Source organism: Pseudomonas sp. NFACC13-1 (genome assembly GCF_900104425.1).
GTDB lineage: Bacteria > Pseudomonadota > Gammaproteobacteria > Pseudomonadales > Pseudomonadaceae > Aquipseudomonas > Aquipseudomonas fluorescens_AA.
On record NZ_FMXV01000002.1, the window covers coordinates 242,647 to 264,364 of the forward strand.

General features: G+C 60.4%; 22 protein-coding genes. 12 read left to right on the forward strand and 10 right to left on the reverse strand.

All coding sequences use genetic code 11. The annotated features are described in order from the left end of the window. The first annotated feature begins 9 nt into the window (after positions 1-9). Together BLQ55_RS03500 and BLQ55_RS03505 are read left to right on the forward strand one after the other, a co-directional pair. Entirely contained in the window at positions 10-1,536 is a 1,527-nt protein-coding gene (locus BLQ55_RS03500; protein WP_092198043.1) for a UxaA family hydrolase, read from the forward strand. Positions 1,537-1,641: 105 nt separating this feature from the next. Next, on the forward strand, positions 1,642-2,355 hold the full coding sequence (locus tag BLQ55_RS03505) for a FadR/GntR family transcriptional regulator (protein WP_092198040.1): 714 nt from the start codon (positions 1,642-1,644) through the stop codon (positions 2,353-2,355). A gap of 157 nt (positions 2,356-2,512) precedes the next feature. Here BLQ55_RS03505 and BLQ55_RS03510 read toward each other — a convergent pair whose 3' ends face one another. Further along, positions 2,513-2,707 carry a hypothetical protein gene (locus tag BLQ55_RS03510; protein ID WP_092198037.1) on the reverse strand — a complete coding sequence of 65 codons (195 nt, stop codon included), beginning with the start codon at positions 2,705-2,707 and terminating at the stop codon, positions 2,513-2,515. Between the two features lie 126 nt (positions 2,708-2,833). On the opposite strand from BLQ55_RS03510, the gene BLQ55_RS03515 reads away from it, so the two are divergent. After that, positions 2,834-3,364 carry an AidA/PixA family protein gene (locus BLQ55_RS03515; protein WP_092252398.1) on the forward strand — a complete coding sequence of 177 codons (531 nt, stop codon included), beginning with the start codon at positions 2,834-2,836 and terminating at the stop codon, positions 3,362-3,364. Between the two features lie 151 nt (positions 3,365-3,515). On the opposite strand, the gene BLQ55_RS03520 is transcribed toward BLQ55_RS03515, so the two are convergent. The 5 genes from BLQ55_RS03520 to BLQ55_RS03540 form a co-directional block, all read right to left on the reverse strand. Further along, positions 3,516-3,737 (reverse strand): formate dehydrogenase subunit delta, encoded by a 222-nt coding sequence (locus BLQ55_RS03520; protein WP_092165271.1) that lies wholly within the window; start codon positions 3,735-3,737, stop codon positions 3,516-3,518. After that, complete coding sequence (gene fdhF, locus BLQ55_RS03525; protein WP_092252400.1) at positions 3,734-6,610, reverse strand: formate dehydrogenase subunit alpha; 2,877 nt, start codon at positions 6,608-6,610, stop codon at positions 3,734-3,736. Before fdhF ends, BLQ55_RS03520 begins: the two co-directional genes overlap by 4 nt. After that, on the reverse strand, positions 6,607-8,166 hold the full coding sequence (locus tag BLQ55_RS03530) for a formate dehydrogenase beta subunit (RefSeq protein ID WP_092198028.1): 1,560 nt from the start codon (positions 8,164-8,166) through the stop codon (positions 6,607-6,609). Before BLQ55_RS03530 ends, fdhF begins: the two co-directional genes overlap by 4 nt. Then, on the reverse strand, positions 8,160-8,642 hold the full coding sequence (locus tag BLQ55_RS03535) for a formate dehydrogenase subunit gamma (protein ID WP_092252402.1): 483 nt from the start codon (positions 8,640-8,642) through the stop codon (positions 8,160-8,162). Before BLQ55_RS03535 ends, BLQ55_RS03530 begins: the two co-directional genes overlap by 7 nt. Before the next feature lie 308 nt (positions 8,643-8,950). After that, positions 8,951-9,844 carry a LysR family transcriptional regulator gene (locus tag BLQ55_RS03540; protein ID WP_092252404.1) on the reverse strand — a complete coding sequence of 298 codons (894 nt, stop codon included), beginning with the start codon at positions 9,842-9,844 and terminating at the stop codon, positions 8,951-8,953. 126 nt (positions 9,845-9,970) lie between these two features. Here BLQ55_RS03540 and BLQ55_RS03545 point away from each other — a divergent pair, with 126 nt between their 5' ends. Further along, complete coding sequence (locus BLQ55_RS03545; protein WP_092252406.1) at positions 9,971-10,417, forward strand: cyclophilin-like fold protein; 447 nt, start codon at positions 9,971-9,973, stop codon at positions 10,415-10,417. Between the two features lie 25 nt (positions 10,418-10,442). Continuing rightward, positions 10,443-11,471, forward strand: coding sequence for an alpha/beta hydrolase (locus tag BLQ55_RS03550; RefSeq protein ID WP_092252408.1), 1,029 nt, complete (start codon positions 10,443-10,445; stop codon positions 11,469-11,471). Positions 11,472-11,506: 35 nt separating this feature from the next. Here the strand turns inward: BLQ55_RS03550 and BLQ55_RS03555 are convergent, their stop codons facing one another. Beyond that, positions 11,507-12,343: a hypothetical protein gene (locus tag BLQ55_RS03555; protein ID WP_092198012.1), complete on the reverse strand. Its 837-nt coding sequence runs from the start codon at positions 12,341-12,343 to the stop codon at positions 11,507-11,509. A gap of 300 nt (positions 12,344-12,643) precedes the next feature. On the opposite strand from BLQ55_RS03555, the gene BLQ55_RS03560 reads away from it, so the two are divergent. The 6 genes from BLQ55_RS03560 (at position 12,644) to BLQ55_RS03585 (ending at position 17,675) form a co-directional block, all read left to right on the forward strand. Beyond that, on the forward strand, positions 12,644-13,579 hold the full coding sequence (locus tag BLQ55_RS03560) for a hypothetical protein (RefSeq protein ID WP_092198009.1): 936 nt from the start codon (positions 12,644-12,646) through the stop codon (positions 13,577-13,579). Between the two features lie 35 nt (positions 13,580-13,614). Beyond that, a complete protein-coding gene (locus BLQ55_RS03565) occupies positions 13,615-13,776 on the forward strand; it encodes a DUF2986 domain-containing protein (protein ID WP_092198006.1) in 162 nt (53 codons plus the stop codon). Positions 13,777-14,013: 237 nt separating this feature from the next. Beyond that, entirely contained in the window at positions 14,014-14,748 is a 735-nt protein-coding gene (gene arsH, locus BLQ55_RS03570; RefSeq protein ID WP_092252410.1) for an arsenical resistance protein ArsH, read from the forward strand. Positions 14,749-14,913: 165 nt separating this feature from the next. Further along, positions 14,914-15,207 (forward strand): hypothetical protein, encoded by a 294-nt coding sequence (locus tag BLQ55_RS03575; protein WP_092252413.1) that lies wholly within the window; start codon positions 14,914-14,916, stop codon positions 15,205-15,207. A gap of 37 nt (positions 15,208-15,244) precedes the next feature. After that, positions 15,245-15,811, forward strand: a complete 567-nt coding sequence (locus BLQ55_RS03580) for a DUF6630 family protein (protein ID WP_092252415.1) — start codon at positions 15,245-15,247, stop codon at positions 15,809-15,811. A gap of 97 nt (positions 15,812-15,908) precedes the next feature. Then, complete coding sequence (locus BLQ55_RS03585) at positions 15,909-17,675, forward strand: S8/S53 family peptidase (RefSeq protein WP_092252417.1); 1,767 nt, start codon at positions 15,909-15,911, stop codon at positions 17,673-17,675. Positions 17,676-17,740: 65 nt separating this feature from the next. Here BLQ55_RS03585 and BLQ55_RS03590 read toward each other — a convergent pair whose 3' ends face one another. Both BLQ55_RS03590 and BLQ55_RS03595 read right to left on the reverse strand, forming a co-directional pair. Next, entirely contained in the window at positions 17,741-18,610 is an 870-nt protein-coding gene (locus tag BLQ55_RS03590; RefSeq protein ID WP_176814175.1) for an NAD(P)-binding domain-containing protein, read from the reverse strand. Positions 18,611-18,626: 16 nt separating this feature from the next. Further along, positions 18,627-19,253, reverse strand: a complete 627-nt coding sequence (locus tag BLQ55_RS03595) for an RraA family protein (RefSeq protein WP_218130098.1) — start codon at positions 19,251-19,253, stop codon at positions 18,627-18,629. 93 nt (positions 19,254-19,346) lie between these two features. On the opposite strand from BLQ55_RS03595, the gene BLQ55_RS03600 reads away from it, so the two are divergent. Next, the gene (locus BLQ55_RS03600; protein ID WP_256326516.1) at positions 19,347-20,252 is read left to right on the forward strand and encodes a LysR family transcriptional regulator; all 906 of its coding nucleotides are present in this window, start codon (positions 19,347-19,349) and stop codon (positions 20,250-20,252) included. Between the two features lie 69 nt (positions 20,253-20,321). On the opposite strand, the gene BLQ55_RS03605 is transcribed toward BLQ55_RS03600, so the two are convergent. Beyond that, positions 20,322-21,668, reverse strand: a complete 1,347-nt coding sequence (locus BLQ55_RS03605; RefSeq protein WP_092197985.1) for an MFS transporter — start codon at positions 21,666-21,668, stop codon at positions 20,322-20,324. Between the last annotated feature and the right edge of the window lie 50 nt (positions 21,669-21,718).

A 21,718-nucleotide genomic window follows, 5' to 3' on the forward strand; every position in this document is an offset into this window, starting at 1 on the left:
GACGCCCCCATGAACCCGCCTTCTTCTTTGCTTGTTCTGACACCCGGCGATGATGTCGCGGTGGCCCGAGGCGATATCGTCGAAGGTCAGCCGGTGAGTGCCGACGGCATCCGCCTGGTCGCCCGGCAGGCGATTCCGTCCGGCCACAAGATCGCCCTGCGCCCGGTGTTGGCCGGCCAGCGGGTGCTCAAGTACGGCCAAACCATCGGCCAGGCCACCCAGGCCATCGAGCCCGGCGATCACGTCCACGTGCACAACCTGGACATGCCCGCCAACACGGCCGAACACAGCGTACGGAACGTCTATGCCCCCACGTCGTTGAGCGAGAACCCCGCGACCTTCGAAGGTTACGTCCGCGAGGATGGACGCGTCGGCACACGCAATTACATCGGGGTCATTTCCAGCGTCAATTGCTCGGCAACCGTCTGCAAGCAGATCGCCAATGCCTTTTCTGCCGAGCGCTTGAAAGACTTCCCCAACGTCGACGGCGTCGTTGCAATCACCCATGGCAGCGGCTGTGGCATGGGTGCCCAGGGCGAAGGGATCGACATTCTCAAACGAACCCTGAGCGGCTATGCCAATCACGCCAATTTCGCCGGTGTGCTGTTGATCGGCCTGGGTTGCGAGGTCAATCAACTCACCCCGTTGATGAATGAACTGGCGGATCGCCCCGTGGCGCTCAAGGCCAGCCTGGTCATCCAGGACGAAGGCGGTACTCGCGAAGCCGTGCGACGTGGCATCGCCCACATTGAAGCGATGCTGCCCCTCATCAACCAATACCAACGGACGACCGTCGCCGCCAGCCACTTGTGCGTCGGTTTGCAATGCGGCGGCTCGGATGGCTACTCCGGTATCACGGCCAATCCGGCGCTCGGCGCGGCCGTGGACCTGCTGATGCAACAGGGCGGCACGGCGATCCTTTCGGAAACCCCGGAAATCTACGGGGCCGAACACTTGCTGACTGCCCGCGCCGCGTCTGCCGACATCGCGGCAAAATTGATGGCGCGCATCCATTGGTGGGAAGCCTACGTCCGCCACAACGACGGTGACATGAACAACAACCCTTCGCCGGGCAACAAGGCCGGGGGCATCACCACCATCCTGGAAAAATCCTTGGGCGCCGTGGCGAAAGCCGGTGCGACCGGGCTGATGGGCGTATACCAATACGCGGAAACGGTCGATGCCCGGGGCCTGGTGTTCATGGACACCCCCGGTTACGACCCGGTGTCGGCGACCGGCCAGGTGGCGGGTGGCGCCAACCTGATCTGCTTCACCACGGGCCGTGGCTCGACCTACGGGTGCAAGCCCACGCCCTCGTTGAAAATCGCCACCAACACCCGGCTGTTCCAACGCATGGAGCTGGACATGGATTTCAACGCGGGCGGCATTGTCGATGGCGTGGAATCGGTGGCCCAGGCGGGTGAGCGGTTATTCCGACTGATGCTGGCGACCGCGTCCGGGCACCGCACCTGCAGCGAGGAAAACGGCTTGGGCGATAACGAATTCCTACCCTGGCAGATCGGTGCGGTGATGTGAATGGGGGGAGTCGTTGCCCCCCTTTCCCTGTGGGAGCGAGCTTGCTCGCGCCCACCATCAAGCGCCTATGGTAGCCTTTGCCGACTCTCCGATGGACGTCCACCCATGGTCTCACCGATCAACGCCGCCGAACGCAAGCCCTACCAGAAAATCGCCGATCAACTGCGCAACTACATCGCCCAGGGGGATTTCAAGGCCGGTTCCAGGCTTCCCCCCGAGCGCGACCTGACCCAACTGTTGGGGGTTTCCAGGCCGTCGCTTCGCGAGGCGCTGATCGCCTTGGAAATAGACGGCGACATCGAGATCAAGATGGGCTCCGGCGTGTATGTGCGAGCCCGGTCCAAGGACGGAAAAAACCCGAGCATGACCTTGGGCGAGAGCCCTTCGGAACTGATGCAGGCGCGTGCGTTGATCGAAGGTGAGTCGGTGATCCTGGCCTGTCTGCATGGCAAGAAAAGCGACTACCGCTATCTGCAGGACTGCATCGATGCCATGCGCGCGAGCATTGCCAACGGCCTGCCTCCGCTGGAGGATGACCGTAAATTCCATCAGCGCCTGGCCAAGATGAGTGGCAACTCCGCCCTGGTGCGGATCATCACCGCCCTGTTCGATGAACGACACAACCCGATTTCGGCTCACCTGAGCAAACACTCGGAGAATGCCCTGACGTGGGAAGCCGCAGTCGCCGAACATGAAGCGATCCTGCGCGCCGTAGCCCTCAAGGATGTACTGGGTGCCCAAACCTCGATGCGCCAGCACCTGAGCCGTTCGGAAAACCGCTGGCTGCGAGCGCTGGAGCCGGAAGACACGGGCGACTAGGCCTGCGGTCTTGAAATTTTGGTGACCTGATCAAGTGCCATCGCGAGCAAGCTCGCTCCCACGGTTTGATCGGGGCGCACCTCGATTTTGCGACCAGCCCAAGCCTGCTGTGGGAGCGAGCTTGCTCGCGATGACGGCAGCACAGCCACCATCGCTTTCACAAGGCTTGCCAAACCTGATGGCCGGTCATACGTCCTCCGGCGAGTTCGGGAGCAATCGCCGACAAAATTCGTACGCCTTTGGCCACTGATACCACCCGCAAACCACCCAGAATCCAGTGGGTGATCGTCCACGCCAAAAGCAAATCAAAGCCTTGGTTGCGTTGCGCTTCGCTCTGCTTGGTCAGCGTCAAGCATTCGCAATTTGACACCACAACGCTGTCACCTATCGTTCCTCTCGAGACCGCACCCAGGGACCGGGTGGCCCGGACGCCTTTGCAGGCGCGGTCGTCAATGTCATTCCCTCAAGGAGCAACAAAATGTCTGGAGCGACCCAAACCATTGATGTGCTCGTCAATGTTGACGCCGATTACCTGCTCGCCCATCCCAACGACGTAGGCGGCGCGATTGCCATGCTGGTGACCCGCAGTGCCATCGACAGCCATGCCAATATCACCAGTGGCGAAGGCGAAGGCGGTAACGAGTTGTGGTTCGACGTAAAACCCGGTGACACCATTCGCTGGCGCGCCACCACGCTGTCGCGCAACTTCGACCGAATCGCCTTGATCAAGGACATCGAGATCGGCGACCCCCACCAGGGCGGCGATTACAAGGGCACCATTTCGAAGCCGACACCGTACAACATCCCCGGTATCCCCGTGCCTTATCTGGACAACGGCGCTCCCGGCGGCATCTCCAAAACCGACGTGACCTATACCTTCTGGCAGTCCACTGCGCTGAGCCCAGGAAAGCTCTGGTACAAAATCTACTTCGTTCTGCTGGACCGTAACCTGAACCAGATTGGCCCGACCAACACGTGGGACCCCTACATCACCGTCAATAACCAATAACTGAAAGGCAAACAGCCCTGTGGGAGCAGAGCTTGCTCGCGATTGGGTTAGCCAGTCGACAACGCCATTGCCGGTCTGCCGCCATCGCGAGCAAGCTTTGCTCCCACAGGTTTGAGGCTTATTTGAGGCTTAACTGACTGGCATTACCCTCCTAGGCCGCTTTTTCAAACTCCATCAATGCCGCCAACACCAACGGGTGCAGGACAGCGTCAGGATGTTTCGTTTGCCAGGCCATCAAGTCGCGACACATGGTTGGCGTCCAGAAGCTCTTGATGTGCTGGTACACACCCCGCACCGCCACCGCATGGTCCGGCTCACTGGCGAAATACTGACCGATCTGGTTGGCCATCTTGATCAAGCTGTCAGAACTCATCGACGCACCTCGGCTTTTTCGGCATGGCGGCGTTCCCTCAGCAGGCGGCCTTGTTCATCACTGAAGGCCTGGTAACGCTTCTGCCATTCCGAAGGCTGGCTGACCCGCACGACCTCCACCGCTGTCACCTTGTACTCCGGGCAGTTGGTGGCCCAGTCGGAGTTGTCGGTGGTGATCACATTGGCGCCCGATTCCGGGAAGTGGAACGTGGTGTAGACCACACCCGGCGCCACCCGCTCGGTCACCCTGGCGCGCAGTACCGTCTGCCCGGCACGGCTGCCGACACCCACCCAATCTTCGTCGACGATCCCGCGGTTCTCGGCATCGGTCGGATGGATTTCCAGACGGTCCTCCTCGTGCCAGGCGACGTTTTCGGTGCGCCGGGTCTGGGCACCGACGTTGTACTGGCTGAGGATACGGCCGGTGGTCAGCAGCAGTGGGTAGCGGTTGTTGACCTTCTCTTCGGTGGGCACGTAGCCGGTGAGCATGAAGCGGCCCTTGCCGCGCACGAACTGCTCGATGTGCATGGTCGGCGTGCCGTCTGGCGCGGCATCGTTGCAAGGCCATTGCAGGCTGCCGTGGCGCTCCAGTTCGGCGTAGCTGACGCGGGTGAAGGTCGGCGTCAGGCGGGCGATTTCATCCATGATTTCCGAGGGGTGGTTGTAGTGCATCTTGTAGCCCAGGGCATCGGCCAGGGCGATGGTGGCTTCCCAGTCGGCCTTGCCGGCCAATGGGTCCATCACCTTGCGAACACGGGAGATGCGGCGTTCGGCGTTGGTAAAGGTGCCGTCCTTCTCCAGGAACGAGCTGCCCGGCAGGAACACGTGGGCGAACTTGGCCGTCTCGTTGAGGAAGATGTCCTGGACGATCACGCATTCCAGCGCGGACAGCGCGGCCGTCACATGCTGGGTATTGGGGTCGCTCTGGGCGATGTCTTCACCTTGGCAATAAAGCGCCTTGAAGGTGCCGTCCAGGGCCGCTTCGAACATGTTCGGGATACGCAGGCCCGGGTCGGGTTGCAGGGTGACGTTCCAGGCCTGCTCGAACTCGGCGCGGACCGCTTCGTTGGAGATGTGCCGATAGCCTGGCAACTCGTGGGGGAACGAGCCCATGTCGCAGGAACCCTGGACATTGTTCTGCCCACGCAGCGGGTTCACCCCGACACCTTCGCGACCGATGTTGCCGGTCGCCATGGCCAGGTTGGCGATGCCCATGACCGAGGTGCTGCCTTGGCTGTGCTCGGTGACGCCGAGGCCGTAGTAGATGGCCGCGTTACCGCCGGTGGCGTAGAGCCGTGCCGCGGCGCGGATCTGCCCGGCAGGTACGCCGCAAACCGGGCCCAGGACCTCGGGGGAGTTTTCCGGCAGGCTGACGAAATCGCGCCAGCGGGCGAAGTCCGACGCCTCGCAGCGGGCTTCGACAAAGGGCTGGTCGATCAAGCCTTCGGTGGCAATGACATGGGCCAGCGCGTTGAGCATCGCCACGTTGGTGCCGGGACGCAGTTGCAAATGCAGTTCGGCGCGGGCGTGGGGCGAATCCACCAGGTCGATGCGCCGTGGGTCGATGACAATCAGTCGCGCCCCCTGGCGCAGGCGGCGCTTGAGCTGGGAGCCGAACACCGGGTGCGCGTCGGTGGGGTTGGCGCCCATCACCAGGATCACGTCGGCCTTCATCACCGAGTCGAAATTCTGGGTCCCGGCGGATTCGCCCAAGGTCTGCTTGAGGCCGTAACCGGTAGGCGAATGGCAGACCCGGGCACAGGTGTCGACGTTGTTGTTGCCGAATGCGGTGCGCACCAGTTTCTGCACCAGGTAGGTTTCTTCGTTGGTGCAGCGGCTGGACGTGATGCCGCCGATGGAGTCGCGCCCGTACTTGAGCTGGATCCGGCGCAGTTCGCTGGCGGCGTAGGTGACCGCCTCGTCCCAGCTGACTTCCTGCCACGGGTCGTTGATGTGCTTGCGGATCATCGGCTTGGTGATGCGATCCGGGTGCGTGGCGTAGCCCCAGGCGAATCGGCCCTTGACGCAGGAATGGCCATGGTTGGCCTGGCCGTTCTTGTCCGGGACCATACGCACCAGTTGTTCGCCTTTCATCTCGGCGCGGAACGAGCAACCCACGCCGCAGTAGGCGCACGTGGTGATGACGCTGCGCTCCGGCTGGCCGATTTCCACGACGCTCTTGTCGATCAAGGTCGCCGTCGGGCACGCCTGTACGCAGGCGCCACAGGACACGCATTCGGAATCGAGGAAGTTGTCACCCCCGGCCGCTTCCACCCGTGAATCGAAGCCGCGCCCGCTGATGGTCAGGGCGAAGGTGCCCTGGATTTCCTCACAGGCACGCACGCAGCGGCTGCAGACGATGCACTTGCTCGGGTCGTAGTCGAAGTACGGGTTGGAAATGTCCTTGGCCTCGTCCAGGTGGTTGGCCCCTTCGTAGCCATAACGCACTTCGCGCAGGCCCACCTGCCCCGCCACGGTCTGCAATTCGCAGTTGCCATTGGCCGAGCAGGTCAGGCAGTCCAGCGGGTGGTCGGAAATGTACAGCTCCATCACGTTGCGTCGCAGCGTGGCGAGCTTGGAGGTTTGCGTGCGCACCACCATGCCCTCGGTCACCGGCGTGGTGCAGGACGCGGGATAGCCGCGCATGCCGTCGATTTCCACCAGGCACATGCGGCAGGAGCCGAAGGCTTCAAGGCTGTCGGTGGCGCAGAGCTTGGGAATGGTGGTGCCGAGCAAGGCTGCGGCACGCATGACCGAAGTGCCGGAGGCGACGCTGATTTCGCGCCCGTCGATGGTCAGGCTGACCTGCACGTCGCTTTCACGCGCAGGGGTGCCCAGGTCGATGTCGGTGCTGGGATCGAAGATGGTAATCATTGGTCGGCCTCCGTGGTCGCCAGACCGAAGTCGGCGGGGAAATGCTTGAGGGCGCTGGCGACAGGGTAGGACGTCATCCCACCGAGGGCACAGAGCGAACCGTATTGCAGGGTGTCGCACAAGTCCTGCAGCAACAGGGCCTGTTCCTGACGGGCACCGGCTTCAGTGCTGGCGATCAAGCGATCCACCACTTCCACCCCACGGGTGGAGCCGATCCGGCACGGCGTGCACTTGCCGCAGGACTCCTCGGCGCAGAACTGCAAGGCGAACCGGGCCATCTGGGCCATGTCCAGGCTGTCGTCGGCGACCACCACACCACCGTGGCCGAGCATCGCCCCCATGGCGGCGAACGCTTCGTAGTCCAGCGGCGTATCGAACTGCGAAGGCGGCACCCAGGCACCCAACGGCCCACCCACCTGCGCGGCCTTCAGCGGGCGTCCGCTGGCGGTACCGCCGCCGTAACCTTCCACCAATTCTCGCAGGCTCAGGCCGAAGGCGCGTTCCACCAGGCCGCCGCGACGGACATTGCCAGCCAGTTGGAACGGCATCGTGCCCAGGGAGCGGCCCATGCCGAAGTCGCGATAGAACTGCGCGCCCTTCTCCAGGATGATCGGCACCGAAGTCAAGGTCAGCACGTTATGCACCAGCGTCGGCAACCCGAACAGGCCTTGCAGCGCCGGCAGCGGCGGCTTGGCGCGCACCGTGCCGCGCTTGCCCTCGAGGGACTCCAGCAGCGCCGTTTCCTCGCCGCAGATATAAGCGCCGGCACCGACCCGCACTTCCAGCTCGAACGCGCGGCCACTGCCGGCGACGTTCGCGCCCAGGTAACCGGCCTCACGGGCGATGTGCAGCGCGTCGTTCAGCGTACTGACGGCATCCGGGTACTCCGAGCGCACGTAGATATAGCCCATCGTCGCGCCTACGGCGATGCCGGCGATGATCATGCCTTCGATCAGCAGGAAGGGGTCGCCTTCCATCAGCATACGGTCGGCGAACGTGCCGGAGTCGCCTTCGTCGGCGTTGCAGACCACGTACTTCTGCGGCCCCTGGGCATCACGCACCGTGCGCCACTTGATGCCCGCCGGAAACGCCGCGCCACCCCGGCCACGCAGGCCGGAGTCCAGCACGCTGGCGACGACATCCGCGCCGTCCATCTGGATGGACCGGGCCAGGCCCAGGAAGCCGCCCCGGGCACGGTAGTCGTCCAGAGACAGCGGTTGCGTGATGCCGGCGCGCGCGAACAGCAGGCGCTGCTGGCTCTTGAGGTAGGGAATCTCCTCCACCGGCCCCAGGGCCAGTGGATGGCTGACAGGATCGCCTGCCAAGGCATCCAGCAGGCCCGGCACATCGGCCGGCGTGACAGGGCCGAAGCCCAGCCGGACGCCGGCGCTGTCCAGCTCCACCAACGGTTCCAACCAGTAGAGGCCACGGGAACTGGTGCGCAACACCGTCAGCGGCAGCTGGCGACGTTCAGCCTCACGGACCAACGCATCGGCCACCTTGTCCGCGCCCACGGCACGGGCTACCGAATCACGGGGGATACAGAGCGTCAGCATGCGCCCTCCTCCATGCAATCGTTCACCAACTGACGCAGACGCTCAGGCGTGATCCGGGCATGCAGCTCCCCGTCCAACTCCAGGGCCGGCGAGCAGACGCAGGCACCCAGGCAATAGACCGGCCGCAGGCTGATACTGCCGTCGGCGCTGGTGCCGTGATCGTCCAGCGCCAATTGCTCGCGCAACTGCGCAGCCAGGACTTCGGCGCCCATGCTTTTGCAGGACTCGGCCCGGCACAGGCGAAGCGTATGGCGCGCCGGCGGCGTGGTGCGGAAATCGTGGTAGAAACTGATGACCCCGCGCACTTCAGCCAGGCTGAGGTTCAGGGCGTGGGCAATCTCCGGGACGGCGCTGTCGGGGACATACCCGCAGCCTGCCTGGATGGCATGGAGGATAGGCAGCAAGGCACCGGGGGTGTCCTTTTCGCGCGCAAGCACGCTATGGATCAAAGGCAGGTGAAGCGTCTCATCGGGCATAAACGTACCTCGGCATCTCGAACGACACCGCCGCATGGCGGCAGCCGTCCGGAGTCTTGGCTGCGGCGTCCGGCCCACGTCACGGTAGCGTGGCACATCCGATCGCCATTCTCGCTCTCCGGCCAGGTGTCTTTGGCGCACCTGGTCCGGGGCATCTTCACAGCTTGCCACTCCCGGGGGTTGGCGATTGCACATGGACGACGAAACGTGTTCTGAAAGCGACTCCTTGAAAGCCGTCCCCGTTAATCAGCGTGCCTGAGCAAGTATAGACATACGCCGTATCCGCTTATTCGAACCGTCACTCCGCCTTAATGGGCTTGGCGCAATGCATTGGCAACCAGCGTAAATGCAGGCGAAGGTTGCCGCCGGCTGGGATAGTACAAATAGTAGCCTGAAAACGGCGGACACCAATCTTCCAGCACGCGCACCAGCCGCCCCTCTTGAAGATGGGGTTCAAACTCCTCCTCGGGCAGATAGGCAATGCCCAGCCCGGCCACCGCCGCCTGCACGATATGAGTCGACGTGTTGAAAATGAGCTGGCCGTCCACTCGCACGTTGACCTGTTTGCCTCGCCGTTCGAAATCCCAGACATAGAGCCCACCCGATGTCGGCATGCGCTGGTTGATGCAACGATGGTTCATCAAGTCGCGCGGATGCCCGGGAACGGCGCGAGTGGCGAAATACGCTGGCGAAGCCACGGCCGCCATCCGCAGCGGCGGGCCGATCGGGACCGCAACCATGTCCTTGTCGATGGTATCGCCCAGGCGCACGCCCGCATCGAAACGATCCGCCACGATGTCTCGAAACCCGTAGCTGACGTCGAACTCGACATTGATATCCGGGTAGTCGTGTAGCAGCCCAATCAGTTTGGGTAGCAAGGTCGTGCGCAGGACATGGTCACCGCAGGTGATGCGTACAGTGCCTGCGGGCTTGTCGCGCATGTCCGTGAGCATATCCAGCTCGGCTTCTATCTCATCGAAGCGATTACCGATGGCCTGCAACAGCCGCTCGCCGGCAATGGTCGGCGAAACGCTGCGGGTGGTGCGCGTCAGCAACCGGATCTGCAGGCGTGCTTCCAGGCCACTGATCGCCTGGCTCAGCGCGGATTGTGTGACACCCAGCACCCCGGCAGCTCGCGTGAAGCTGCCTTCGCGCGCCACGGTGACGAAAGACAGCAGATCGTTGAGATTTCTTTTGACCATGGCAAGAGCACTTCAAGCAGATTGATTAGCCCTGCTTATAGCCTTGTTAAGCACTCATTAGCTAGTCGCATAACTGCTCCCAGGGTCACCATGAACCCCATGAACAGAAAAACATGCACCGTTGCGATGAGATGGGCCCGGCTTGGTTTGCTGACCGTAATGCTCGTGCCTGGCAGCTATGCAACGCCCAATGCTGCCGCGTCGGCATCTTCAAAAGGGGAGAACACGGCTATGTGGATGACCGTCGGCGAACAACGCTTCGCCATCGCCCTGGCCGACAACGCTGCCGCCCGCGCGTTTGTCACGTTATTGCCGCTGACGTTGCAGATGAGCGATCTCAACCGTAACGAGAAATACGCCCCCCTCCCCCAAGCGCTGCCTGCCGAAGCAAACAAGCCGGGAACGATCCGCACCGGCGACTTGATGCTGTACGGCACGGACACCCTGGTCGTCTTTTACACGAACTTCAACTCGACCTACGCCTACACGCGCCTGGGACAAGTGGACGACACCGCGAAACTGGCTCAAGCGCTGGGCCGGCGGGATGTGCAAGTGACGTTTTCCCAACATTGATTACCCCGCAACGACAGGATTCCCAATGAAAAAGATCATCGTTTTACTCACCCTTCTTGTCTGTTCAATCTCAGCAACAGGAGCCGATATGTCCAACGGCGCAGATAACTTTTATACCAGCGACGACGTGACCGTACAGAAGGTCAATTTCAAGAACCAATATCAAATGAACGTGGCAGGTAACCTGTTCATCCCGAAAAAACTCACTGGCAAGACAAGAAGTCCGGCGATTGTCGTAGGCCACCCGATGGGCGCGGTCAAGGAGCAGAGCGCCAACCTCTATGCCACGAAAATGGCGGAAAGAGGCTTCGTGACCCTCTCCCTGGACTTGTCATTCTGGGGCGAAAGCGAGGGGCGACCGCGCAATGCCGTCTCGCCGGATATCTATACCGAGGACTTCAGCGCCGCGGTGGACTTTCTCGGCGCCCAGCCTTTCGTCGACAAGGAGCGCATTGGTGCCATCGGCATCTGTGGCAGTGGCAGCTTCGTGATCAGCGCAGCCAAGATCGACCCGCGCATGAAAGCCATCGCAACGGTGAGCATGTATGACATGGGTGGCGTCAACCGCAACGGATTGAAACACTCCCAAACCCTCGAACAACGGCGGGCGATCATCGCCCAAGCCACACAGCAGCGTAACGTGGAGTTCGCGGGCGGTGAAACGCTTTACACCAGCGGTACAGTGCATCAGTTGGATGAAAACACTCACCCTATCCAACGTGAGTTCTATGACTTCTACCGCACCCCGCGCGGTGAGTTCACGCCCTCCGGCTCGTCCAGAGACCTGACCACGCACCCGACGCTGACCAGCAACGTCAAGTTCATGAATTTCTATCCGCTCAATGACATCGAGACCATTTCGCCTCATCCGATGTTGTTCATTGCCGGAGCCGATGCTCATTCCAGGGAGTTCAGCGAAGAGGCTTACAAGCTCGCCGGTCAACCCAAGGAACTTGTCATCATTCCTGGGGCTGGCCATGTCGATCTTTATGATCGGGTCAGCCTCATTCCATTCGATAAGCTGACAACCTTTTTCCAGAGCAATCTGAGGTGACAAGGGGGTAGTTTTTCCCCCTTCATCCTACGCGACTACTTGATCTTGTTCTGGGCGCACAACTCCCGGAGTTCCGCGGTAAACGGCAGCAGTTCGATATTGCTGCCCACGACATACGCCGACGGGGAGGTGCTGCCGGCGCTCGAACTTGATGACGCGCCATCCATCGCCCTTAACCCACTACCGTGATAGGCCTTGTAATAGAACACGGTAAACTGCGCAAACGGATAACGCTTGGCCAGTTGCGTCAATTTGGCCGAGCAGGAACGCGGCTGTAACAAGGAACTAGCACGTGGGTCGTCGACCGTACAGGGCGAGTCTGAGTTGTAAATGGTGACCGTCGGAATCTGCCCTGACGCAACGGCATACTGGGTGTAAAGAGCGTCAAAGTTAAGCAGCATCCGCTCCTCGGCATGCCCCGTGAAGGTCCAGGTATTGACCTTCCATTGCTGGGCCAGCACATCGGCCACGTTGGCGCGCAAGGCTTTTGTCTTCGATACCGTTTGACGATTGATTTCGTTCTGCAGGTATTGAGCGCTGGACTTGTCTACGCCACCTTGTTTTTGTTGCGGCAGGCCTTTGTTAGGCAACACCTGTGGTACGGAGTCGGGGCTGGCCGGCAACCCTTGGTTCAATATGCCCGCCACGATCTGACCGGCATTGGCCGCACTCCAGAACAGATGAAACTGGCGGCTGCCCGCAAAAGTGAGGACAGTCCATAATCGCTTCTTTTCCTTGTCCTGGGCGATTGCGGCAAAGGCTTCGTCCAGCGAATCGAAACATTCAGGCATCGTTGCCGTCTCCCGCAGGTTTTCCTGGGAGGACAGCTTAGTACAAGCGATAGCGGGCGTTGCGTCTTGAGCGGTTATCATGCCGACTTTGCCAGCTCTTCTGCCGTACCGCGCCCTGCGGGAATGACCTACACAATTCACAAGCAGGGAAGGTAAAGAGCTCAAGTCGCATGGCTACCGAGTCCGTAACGCTATTCTCACTGGAATCGCACCGGAACATATCACCGGTTACCCCCTTTGTGCCCAACAGTCATGTCATATTCAGGCGCCTCCCCCAAGGCTCCAGGCAGCAGGAAATCAACAGAAACCATCGCTATGCTAACCACAGAGAGATGAGTCAGGAACGACCGTCCCAAGTGTAATATCAAGGAGGATTGGATAATGCGGGAAGCAACCACCGGACTCGAAAAACAGATAGAAATCGCGACAAAACTACTCTCCCTGTCGGCAAAAATCGGATTACTGATTGGCGGCACGTGCATTGTCAGTTATCTATTGAGCAACGGTCATTACCCGCAAGGCGTATCCGTTGGAGACAGTTTGTTATTCCTGGTCACGGCGTTTTGCTTTGGCCTGGTCTGCATTTATTTTTCTGCAGCCGTTACAGCGACCGGGATATTGCTTTCCCCGATCTTTATCCCCGTGCTTAGGGGCTTCGTCTGGCTGCATGGAAAATTCTCCGATAAAAACCCCATATTGGAATTCAAACGCCCAAAAATAACGTTCTTCTCAGTATTTTTTGGAATATGCGGCGCGCTGACCATTTATTTCCTGACCCATAAAAGCCCCTTGGAACACATTCAACTCATCCTCCTGCCGATTTTTCAGTACATCGTTTATTCAGCCTATCTGGAACAGAACAAAAAAATAAAAGCAGCGCAGCCATCGGCACCTGCCATCGTCGATTCCGAACATCCTGACCTGAATCCCCCTGACGAAATGAAACCCTTGAAAAGAACCAGGGCAATGATCGCGGGGGTCATCCTCCTGACGCCCCTTCTCATGGGTGGCGTGACTTCCGACTTGCTGCAAGCGGCCATGAGCTTCGCGCAGATACGCATAGAAAGGGCAACGATTCTGGTGAAACCGCCTTACGCCAACCTATTGCCAGCCCCCAAGGATTCCCCGCTGGAAAATTACAAACGATTTGAAAATGCGACGGTAATTTTCCGAGGCGTTGGCAATTCGACGCTCATTGAAATGCACACCGAGGAAACGGCGATCCGGTTGGAGATCCCCAATGACTCGATCATTGTCGAGCGTCGCGTGAAGCCCGTTGCCAAAATCAGGAAAAGTCCTGAGAAAACGGAAAGCTGATACCATCCGAACATTGACACGCCGAGCAGAACGACATGAATCGCCGCAAGAAAATAAACCAGTTACTGAAGGCTAACGCCAAAAAAGCCAGTGCCAAGCTGGCACCCAAAAGCAAGAATCAATACATCAGCAAGGCCGACCGCCTGAAACTGGCGGCTGAAGCCAGTGACGCGCCCATCACACCTGCGCAAGGCTGATCCACGTCACCGCCCCCCTTGAAGCGCTGCGCCAAAACCGCCGCGCCTGGCTGCCGATCTCAAGCTTGCGCTTCAGTCCTGCCGGGCTGGCTCCAGGCCGCCGCCCCTCCCCTTGAAATCATCTGCCCTCAGCGAAATTTCGGACCATCAGTCAAATTGCGTCTTGCGCTAAATATATGGAAATACGAATATTCATTTTTCCATATATTATGTTTTCGACCGGACGGGAGAGGTGCAATGACTGAGTTTTCCAGCGAACCCCCAAATGACTTTCCAAATCTGGACCTGTCACTTTTCGATGTACCTACGCCGGAAAAGCTCGCGCAGAGCGCAGAACCACAGCACAAGCCGCGCATACTTCTACTGCACGGATCAACCCGCGAGCGCTCCTTCAGTCAGTTGCTGACCCGCGAAGCGGCACGCCTGTTGGAGCTCATGGGCGCCGAAACCGCAATCTTCGATCCCTCCGGGCTGCCGCTGCCGGACGATGCGCCCGTCGATCATCCCAAGGTGCAGGAACTGCGCGACTTGGTGATGTGGTCGGAAGGCCAGGTTTGGTGCTCGCCGGAACGCCATGGTTCGATGTCGGCGGTGTTCAAGGCCCAGATCGACTGGATCCCGCTCGCCCTGGGCGCGGTTCGTCCCTCACAGGGCAAGACGTTGGCGGTGATGCAAGTGTGCGGCGGCTCGCAATCCTTCAACACGGTGAACCAACTTCGCGTGTTGGGTCGTTGGATGCGCATGGTCACGATCCCCAATCAATCCTCCGTCCCCAAAGCCTTCCTTGAGTTCGACGAAGCCGGGCGCATGAAGCCGTCGTCCTATTACGACCGGGTTGTCGATGTCATGGAGGAATTGATGAAGTTCACCTTGCTGGTGCGTGGCAGAGAAGCCTATTTGGTCGACCGCTACTCCGAGCGCAAGGAAAGCGCCGAAGCGCTCTCCAAACGCGTTAACCAGAGCGCTATCTAGACGCAGCGGCAGTGATAGGTGGAGAGCTTGCGCTGCCGCAGAATCAGGATGTGCTGCGTTTGGCTTTTCGAGGCAAAATACGCCCTTGAACCGCAAGGAACGCACGAGTGAGCGCTATTACATCCAAACCCTCCAGCCCAACCCTGAGTCAGGGATCGAAACACCATGGATGAACGACAAGCAGCCATCAAGAACAAGATCCGCGCCGTGGTGAGGAGTAGCGAATCCGACGAGATCACCTATCGATCAGAGTGGCTCGGTTACCTGCCCTTCCCGGTTTTTCAATGGATTGAATATCAGGGCGAGAGCTTTTCCAGCGACTTCCCCTTCGATTGGACCCTTGAGGATTTGACGAGTCTTGAGCGGACGGGGTTCTTGGAAACGCTGGAAGCCTACGAAAATCCGGAGGACCATTTTGATCGGGATATCAGGTATCGCGTTCATGTGGGAAACGTGTAACGGCTGATTGGGAAAATGGACAATCTGAGGAAAGGAAATGGGCATTCTTGATCGCTTGTTCGGCGGCCGCTTTACCCTGCCGCCACCAGAGGAAACGACTGTCAGCGACGCGGCGATCATGCGGGAGCTGCATCCCTATCGCTCCGGGCTCAAGGCGTTTGCCCAAGCCCTGTTGGTCCGCATGCCGGAAGACGAACGCGCCCGGCTGGTCAGGCGTGTGCTGCGCATTTACGGCTCGGGCCAGGAGCCGGCCACGGCCCTGGTGGAAGGCCTGTTGGATGCGGACAAGGGCCAGAAGCTCGACCACTTGGCTTTGCTAGGCGTCGACTGGAAAGGCTTTGATGGTTTCGAGTATCTGGTGCCTTACCTGGTCAGCGCCAGCGGGGTGAAAGAAACTTACCCCTACCGCCATGAGGGCACGCTGTCGATGTCGCAGACGCTGGCCAATTTCGACCGATGGCTGACGGCGTTCGATAAACGCTATCTGCACCTGGACTGCGGTGGCGACGAATATATCGGGTTCGTCGCCGAGGCAGACCAGGTCGAAGCCATGATCGAACTCGCGCGGCAGGCAGGTCTTGAAGCGCACATCGAGCGCTTCTGAACCAGAAGATGCATTCGCCGAGCATCGTTCTCCCGCTGAACGAAGCGAACAGCATGACAGTCGGAGCAACAGGACCCTCGACAAAGAAACCTGGCCCATGCTCCTACGACCCACTGCCCTCGCGACCTTGTTCACCCTGGCTGCCGGCACGGCAACCGCTGCGCCGGAACCCCTGCGCCTGGAAAGCCTGAAACGCTGTGGCGACCTGCTGGAAAGCCAGCACCAGGACTGGTGCCTGACAGCGCGCGGGTTGGGCGACCGCACGCCACAACTCAAGTTGGGCGCAAAGGCGCTGCCCGCGGACACGGTCCAGCGTGAAGGGGAAACCCTGCGCTTGCGCCTGGACAGCGCCGATTACCAGAGTGGCCCGCTCTGGCTGGAAGACGGCCCCCGCACCAGCAATGCCGCCTGGCTGACCTTGCGCAACAGTCATGTGCTGGCCGCCGGGCCGGACGAAGTGGCGAAGAACATGGACGGCCTGACCACTTACGTCGACCTGGTCAGCGTGCTGATCGAGGAAGACCGTGATGGTCGTCAGGAAGCCGAGCGTCTGGCCCAGAAATACGGAGCGAAAGTGGTCGGTAGCATCGCGCCGCTGAACCTGTACCAACTTCGCCTGCCGGCCAAGGACCTGGTGCAGCGTGACGCCTTGGTCCTGCGTCTGGGCAGCGAGACCAGCGTGGATGCCGTGGTCACCGAGGAGTCCTCGGCCGAAGAAACCGAGCAGGCCCCTGCCCAGCCTGAAGAACCGAAGAAACCGGCCCTGGACTCCGACGAATGGGCCGCGAATCGTTTTCTCGACGCGGTGAATTATTACCAACGACGCATCCCCGGGCGACAGCCGCCCATCCAGCCGCAACCGGTGCGCATCGGCCTGATCGAGCGCGATGTGGATTTCGACACGACGGATTTCGCGGACTACCCCGGTGCTTGCTCGCCACCGCGCACCTGCGTCTACGCCCGTGATGCGGACAAACCGGACAACCACGGCACAACTGTCGCCGGCATCCTCGCCGCACGCTGGGACGACAACGGCAACACCGGTTTTCTCCGTGGCCTGGACAAGGCCAGCGGTGGCTTCGAGGTCATCGTCGAACGTAATTCCGATGCCGGGATCACCGCCAACATCGCCGCCTCGGTCAACCTCGTGGAAGATGGCGTGCGCGTGCTCAATTGGAGTTGGGGCATCCATCGCGTCGGCACCAAAGATATCAAAGGCGATGACGTCGACTCGCTGCTGCGCTCGGGCCTGGCCATGGGCGGCTACGAAGAACTGCTGGAAGAATTTTTCCTCTGGCTGCGCAAGGCGCACCCCGACGTGATCGTGGTGAACTCCGCCGGCAATGGCTCCTCGTTCTCGGGCAGCGATGAATACCGCCTGCCCTCCTCCTTCATCACCGAGCAATTGCTGGTGGTCGGTGGGCACCAGCGCAGCGAACGCTCCGGCGTCGCCGTCGACGACCCGGCTTATGCGGTCAAGCGCAGCTCCTCGAACATCGACATGCGCGTCGACATCACCGCCGCCGCTTGCGCCCACGCCTCGACCACCAATGCCGGCCAGGACAGCGCGGTGCATTGCGGCACGTCCTACGCCACGCCCATGGTCGCGGGCCTGCTGGCGGCGATGCTGTCCATCAACCCGCAACTGCAACCCGAGCAGTTGCGCATGCTGCTACGCCGCAGCGCCATGACCATCGGCGACAACCACGACTTCGAACAGATGGACGCCGAAGACCTCACCGCCCCTATCCTGCCGTCGGAGCGTCGCTACCAACTCAACGACAAGGACGTCGGCCGCTCGGCGCGGCTGGACATGCAAAAGGCCCTGGACCTGGCCGCGCAAAGCCGTGACCGGGTGCGCTGAACCGGTGGGTCATGGGGCCAGTCGGTGGATGGAGCGCACCGAGCTCGAAGGAAAGTTGCAAGCCGTTACCTGCTGATGCCATTCGCCTTGAAGAGCCAGTCCAGCGCCTCTTGCACCGTTGGGGCAGCTACATCGGATGGGCTCGATTCAATCTGCCCGGCGGTGCGTTGAAACAGGTCCCTCACACCGGGAAGCACCGCTACAGGCATGTTGGCGGCACGCAACTGACGCTCGGCCTCTTCGACCTCTTTCAGGCGGCGCGGAGCATGGACAACGTGCGTGCGGATCAGGGCACCGAGAAAGTCGGGCAGACTCGCTTGATCAATGTCGCTCAAGGCGTCGTGCAGCTTGCCAGTCACCCCTTGTTTTTCAGCAGCCATGAAGCATTCAATCGTCAGGGCTTCCAGCCCTTTGGTAAAAACGCTACGCAGGATCTTCAGCGCCGCCGCGTCACCCGCGACACCGTCTTCCACGGCCTTGAGCGGTGCTCCAGCGGATGCGAACAGCGTAATCGCCCGATCCAGCCCCACCCCCGCACCGAGCAGATTAGTTTTCTCGTGGGTCAGGGCAATAGCGCCAAGGATGGCGACGTCAACATAGGCAATGCCCAACGCCAAGGCGTGTGCGGCGGCGGTTCTGATCTGAGCGGGATCGGCGGTGGTCATATCCACGAACAGCGCGTTCTTGCGCATGCTGCCGAGCGCCTGTTCGGCAACCGACAGGGAGACCGTTCCGAAGACACACGACACCACCACATCGCACTCGGGCACTGCATCGGGGATGGACGTCGAAATATCCAACCCCAACTGCGTTGCGAACGCCTGGGCACGAGGGGACGGCTTCAAATCACACAAAACGATGTCATGTCCCGCGCTTGACCAAGGCCGCGCGTAGGTGAGGCCGACTTCGCCAGCTCCGATAATTCCGATTTTCATTGTCGAGGTTTCCGATTCAGTGCGCCGCATAGGCGCCTTTGTAAGTGCCGGCAGCAATTTGTGCCAACATCTCTGCCTCTTTTTGTTCGGTCGCCCAGCACCGTTGCAGCAGGCTTTCTGCTTCCGATGCCGGGAACGCCACGATGCCATCGTGATCACCCACCACGATATCGCCAGGTGAAACGAGCATGCCTGCGATGCTGACCGGCACGTTGATTTCACCAGGGCCGTTCTTGTACGGGCCACGATGGAATCCCGCTCGCGCGAACACTGGGAATGTTCCTTTCCCTATCGTCGCCAGATCACGAATGGCACCGTCCACCACAACACCGGCCGCACCGCGCTTTTCGGCGATTGCCGCCATGATGTCCCCCATCAAGGCCCGGCTGATATCGCCTCCGCCATCGACCACCAATACCTGGCCGGGACTGAGGATTTCCAGCGCTTGATGAATCGCGCGGTTATCCCCGCAGGGGACTCTCACGGTCAGCGCGATACCCGCCATGGTGCCTTCTATTCGATGGAATGGCTTAAGCAGCGCGCCGGGTAAACGGTCCAGGCAGTCGCTGATAATGGAAGTGGACGTGCGGGTATAGGCCACCAGCAGGGTGCTGATGTCGGACGATGGAGCGATAGCGTTCATGTGGACTCCTCGGGTGTCTGATAGCTCCGAGGATAAAGAGGCTGCCAAATAGAAAAAGCGATATTATTCTATGACCATACATGCATTAAAGGAATGAACGTGATCACGCTTCGGCAACTCACTGCGCTTCACTGGATCGAGCGACTGGGAACCTTTGAGCGCGCGGCGGAACACCTGCATACCACCCAGTCCGCCATTTCCAAACGGGTTCAGGAGTTGGAATCGACCACGGGTCTTCAGCTTTTCGATCGCACGCAGCGGGGCGCACGGCTCACTGCAACCGGCGAGGAGCTACTGGTCATTGCCCGGGAAATGCTCAGCCTCGCCGACCGGATCTCTTCATTGAAAGATGGCACGCATGTGATGACCCGGCGCCTGAGACTAGGCGTAACGGAACTCACCGCCCTCACTTGGCTGCCCCGATTGATCGCACGGCTGGTGGAGGATTTTCCAGGGCTGACGGTTGAGCCGGAAGTAGACATGAGTCGCAATCTTCACGAGAAACTCATGGACGACCTAGTTGACCTCATCATCATTCCCGACACGTTCACAGCGCCAGAAGTGACGGCGGTCCAGTTGGCCATCGTGGAGAACGCCTGGATGGCTGCGCCCGGTCTGATCGCAGATTCAGGGGTCATGGCATTGGCCGAACTCGCCAAATATCCGGTACTGGTGCAGGGAAAGCGTTCAGGCTCCGGACTGTTCGTGAACAAGTGGCTGGGAGCACTGGGCATCGACCTTCCCAAGACACTTTCCTCCGACAGCCTCACTGCAATGCTTGGCTTGACTGCCGCCGGGCTAGGCGTGACCTACCTGCCGCTTGAATGCTTTCGCCCACTGGTCGACGAAGGAAAGTTGGTCATCATCAAGACAGACCCTGAGCTGCCGACTGTGCCCTATATGGCCATGTACCGAAATGACCGGCCCTCGGCCTTCGTTACCGAGGTGGTTTCCCGGGCGACAGCATTGTGCGACTTCTCCCGCCAACTGCAAAGCTGATGAGGAGCGCTGAATGGCTTCAATGCTCCTTGTTTGCTGGATCAGCAGGATCGCCAACGGGTCGCGAACCTAGTTCGTGGTGTTCTGCTCGCTGAGTCCGGCAGGCTCGTAAATGGACAACACGAAAACCAGCGCCGCCAAGGAACATACACCGAGGAAGACGAAAACGGCTGTCCAACTGTAGCTGTCCAGCAGCATGCCGGTGATCAGGGGGGCCATGGCCCCGCCTGCCTGTCCGGCGCTGTTTACCAGCGAAGCCGCTACCGGGTAAGTGCTCCGCGTGGTCAGGCCCATCGAGTAGACCGAGAACGACGAGTAGCCGATGTTCAGCAGGAAGCCCGTACCAAACAGCAGCAGACTGACGGAGAGCAGATCATTCGGCGCGTAGACCAATGCGACCATCATCAGGCAGGTGGCTACGGCGCTGATCATCATGGTCGGTTTTCTACGACGATCCAGAACCGTATCGGAGAGCCAGCCGCCGACTATGTTGCCCAATACGCCGCCAGCGAAGGGCAACGACGCCACGAAGCCGATCTGCATCAGTTCGAAATGCTTCACTTCACCCAGGTACTTGGGCAACCAGGCCAGCAGCACGTTGACCACGCCAGTCATCAGCAGATAACCCAGACCGCATCCCCAGATATTCCACGATGCAAACACTGAGCGCGAGGTCGCCAGGGGTGCGGTGCGCTTGTATCGCAGAAACGTGTCCAGCGCTCCAAAGCTCTTCTGTGTGCGCCCAGGTTCATTGTCGCTGCTGCTTTGATCCTCGATATGAATCGCCTCTGCCTCGTTGACCCGTTGACTGGCGCGAGGATCATTGGGCACTAACCACCACCAGATCAATGCGAGCAGCAAACCGGGAATGGCGAAGGCAAAAAACATCGTACGCCAGCCATCGAGCATGATCAGCGCAGCACCGATGGGCGGAGCCAGGACTGCGCCCATTTTCGCAGCGGACAGGAACGCCCCCGTTGCCAGCCCCTTCTCACGCGCCGGAAACCAACGATTGATCGTACTGAGCATCGATAAAGGCAATGCCGCTTCGGCTACGCCGAGAGCGGAGCGATAGACTTTCAACAAACCGAAGCTATGGGCGGTCCCGATGAGCAGGGTGACAACCGAAGTCAGCGCAATCGACACCGGTGCCACCAAGCGAACACCGACCTTACTGAGCAGGAAGCCAGCGGGAATCTGCCCCAAGGAGTAGAACAGGAAGAACGCGCTGACGAGCAGGCCGGCCTGCGCGTTACTCGCGCCGAACTCCTTCTGGATGTATGGCAGAGCAATACCGATATTGGCGCGATCCGCAGCCGCCAGCATGTACACAACCACGATGACCGAGAGAACAACCCAACGATATTTGGAGCGTGCCGCTTGCGCGGCAGCGTCAGTGGTGGCGATTGAAGTCATGGGGCCTCCTTTTTTTATGCTTATTGGAGGTGTCATGGTCGACATTCCAC

Bases quoted from the DNA above. Each gene is read 5' to 3' on its own strand.
- BLQ55_RS03505 (WP_092198040.1), top strand. From the start codon at position 1,642: ATGGTCTCACCGATCAACGCCGCCGAACGCAAGCCCTACCAGAAAATC.
- BLQ55_RS03520 (WP_092165271.1), bottom strand. From the start codon at position 3,737: ATGAGTTCTGACAGCTTGATCAAGATGGCCAACCAGATCGGTCAGTAT.
- BLQ55_RS03580 (WP_092252415.1), top strand. From the start codon at position 15,245: ATGGGCATTCTTGATCGCTTGTTCGGCGGCCGCTTTACCCTGCCGCCA.
- BLQ55_RS03600 (WP_256326516.1), top strand. From the start codon at position 19,347: ATGAACGTGATCACGCTTCGGCAACTCACTGCGCTTCACTGGATCGAG.
- BLQ55_RS03550 (WP_092252408.1), top strand. From the start codon at position 10,443: ATGAAAAAGATCATCGTTTTACTCACCCTTCTTGTCTGTTCAATCTCA.
- BLQ55_RS03585 (WP_092252417.1), top strand. From the start codon at position 15,909: ATGCTCCTACGACCCACTGCCCTCGCGACCTTGTTCACCCTGGCTGCC.
- arsH (WP_092252410.1), top strand. From the start codon at position 14,014: ATGACTGAGTTTTCCAGCGAACCCCCAAATGACTTTCCAAATCTGGAC.
- BLQ55_RS03500 (WP_092198043.1), top strand. From the start codon at position 10: ATGAACCCGCCTTCTTCTTTGCTTGTTCTGACACCCGGCGATGATGTC.
- BLQ55_RS03555 (WP_092198012.1), bottom strand. From the start codon at position 12,343: ATGATAACCGCTCAAGACGCAACGCCCGCTATCGCTTGTACTAAGCTG.
- BLQ55_RS03530 (WP_092198028.1), bottom strand. From the start codon at position 8,166: ATGCTGACGCTCTGTATCCCCCGTGATTCGGTAGCCCGTGCCGTGGGC.
- BLQ55_RS03595 (WP_218130098.1), bottom strand. From the start codon at position 19,253: ATGAACGCTATCGCTCCATCGTCCGACATCAGCACCCTGCTGGTGGCC.
- BLQ55_RS03535 (WP_092252402.1), bottom strand. From the start codon at position 8,642: ATGCCCGATGAGACGCTTCACCTGCCTTTGATCCATAGCGTGCTTGCG.
- fdhF (WP_092252400.1), bottom strand. From the start codon at position 6,610: ATGATTACCATCTTCGATCCCAGCACCGACATCGACCTGGGCACCCCT.
- BLQ55_RS03560 (WP_092198009.1), top strand. From the start codon at position 12,644: ATGCGGGAAGCAACCACCGGACTCGAAAAACAGATAGAAATCGCGACA.
- BLQ55_RS03575 (WP_092252413.1), top strand. From the start codon at position 14,914: ATGGATGAACGACAAGCAGCCATCAAGAACAAGATCCGCGCCGTGGTG.
- BLQ55_RS03590 (WP_176814175.1), bottom strand. From the start codon at position 18,610: ATGAAAATCGGAATTATCGGAGCTGGCGAAGTCGGCCTCACCTACGCG.
- BLQ55_RS03515 (WP_092252398.1), top strand. From the start codon at position 2,834: ATGTCTGGAGCGACCCAAACCATTGATGTGCTCGTCAATGTTGACGCC.
- BLQ55_RS03540 (WP_092252404.1), bottom strand. From the start codon at position 9,844: ATGGTCAAAAGAAATCTCAACGATCTGCTGTCTTTCGTCACCGTGGCG.
- BLQ55_RS03605 (WP_092197985.1), bottom strand. From the start codon at position 21,668: ATGACTTCAATCGCCACCACTGACGCTGCCGCGCAAGCGGCACGCTCC.
- BLQ55_RS03545 (WP_092252406.1), top strand. From the start codon at position 9,971: ATGAGATGGGCCCGGCTTGGTTTGCTGACCGTAATGCTCGTGCCTGGC.
- BLQ55_RS03565 (WP_092198006.1), top strand. From the start codon at position 13,615: ATGAATCGCCGCAAGAAAATAAACCAGTTACTGAAGGCTAACGCCAAA.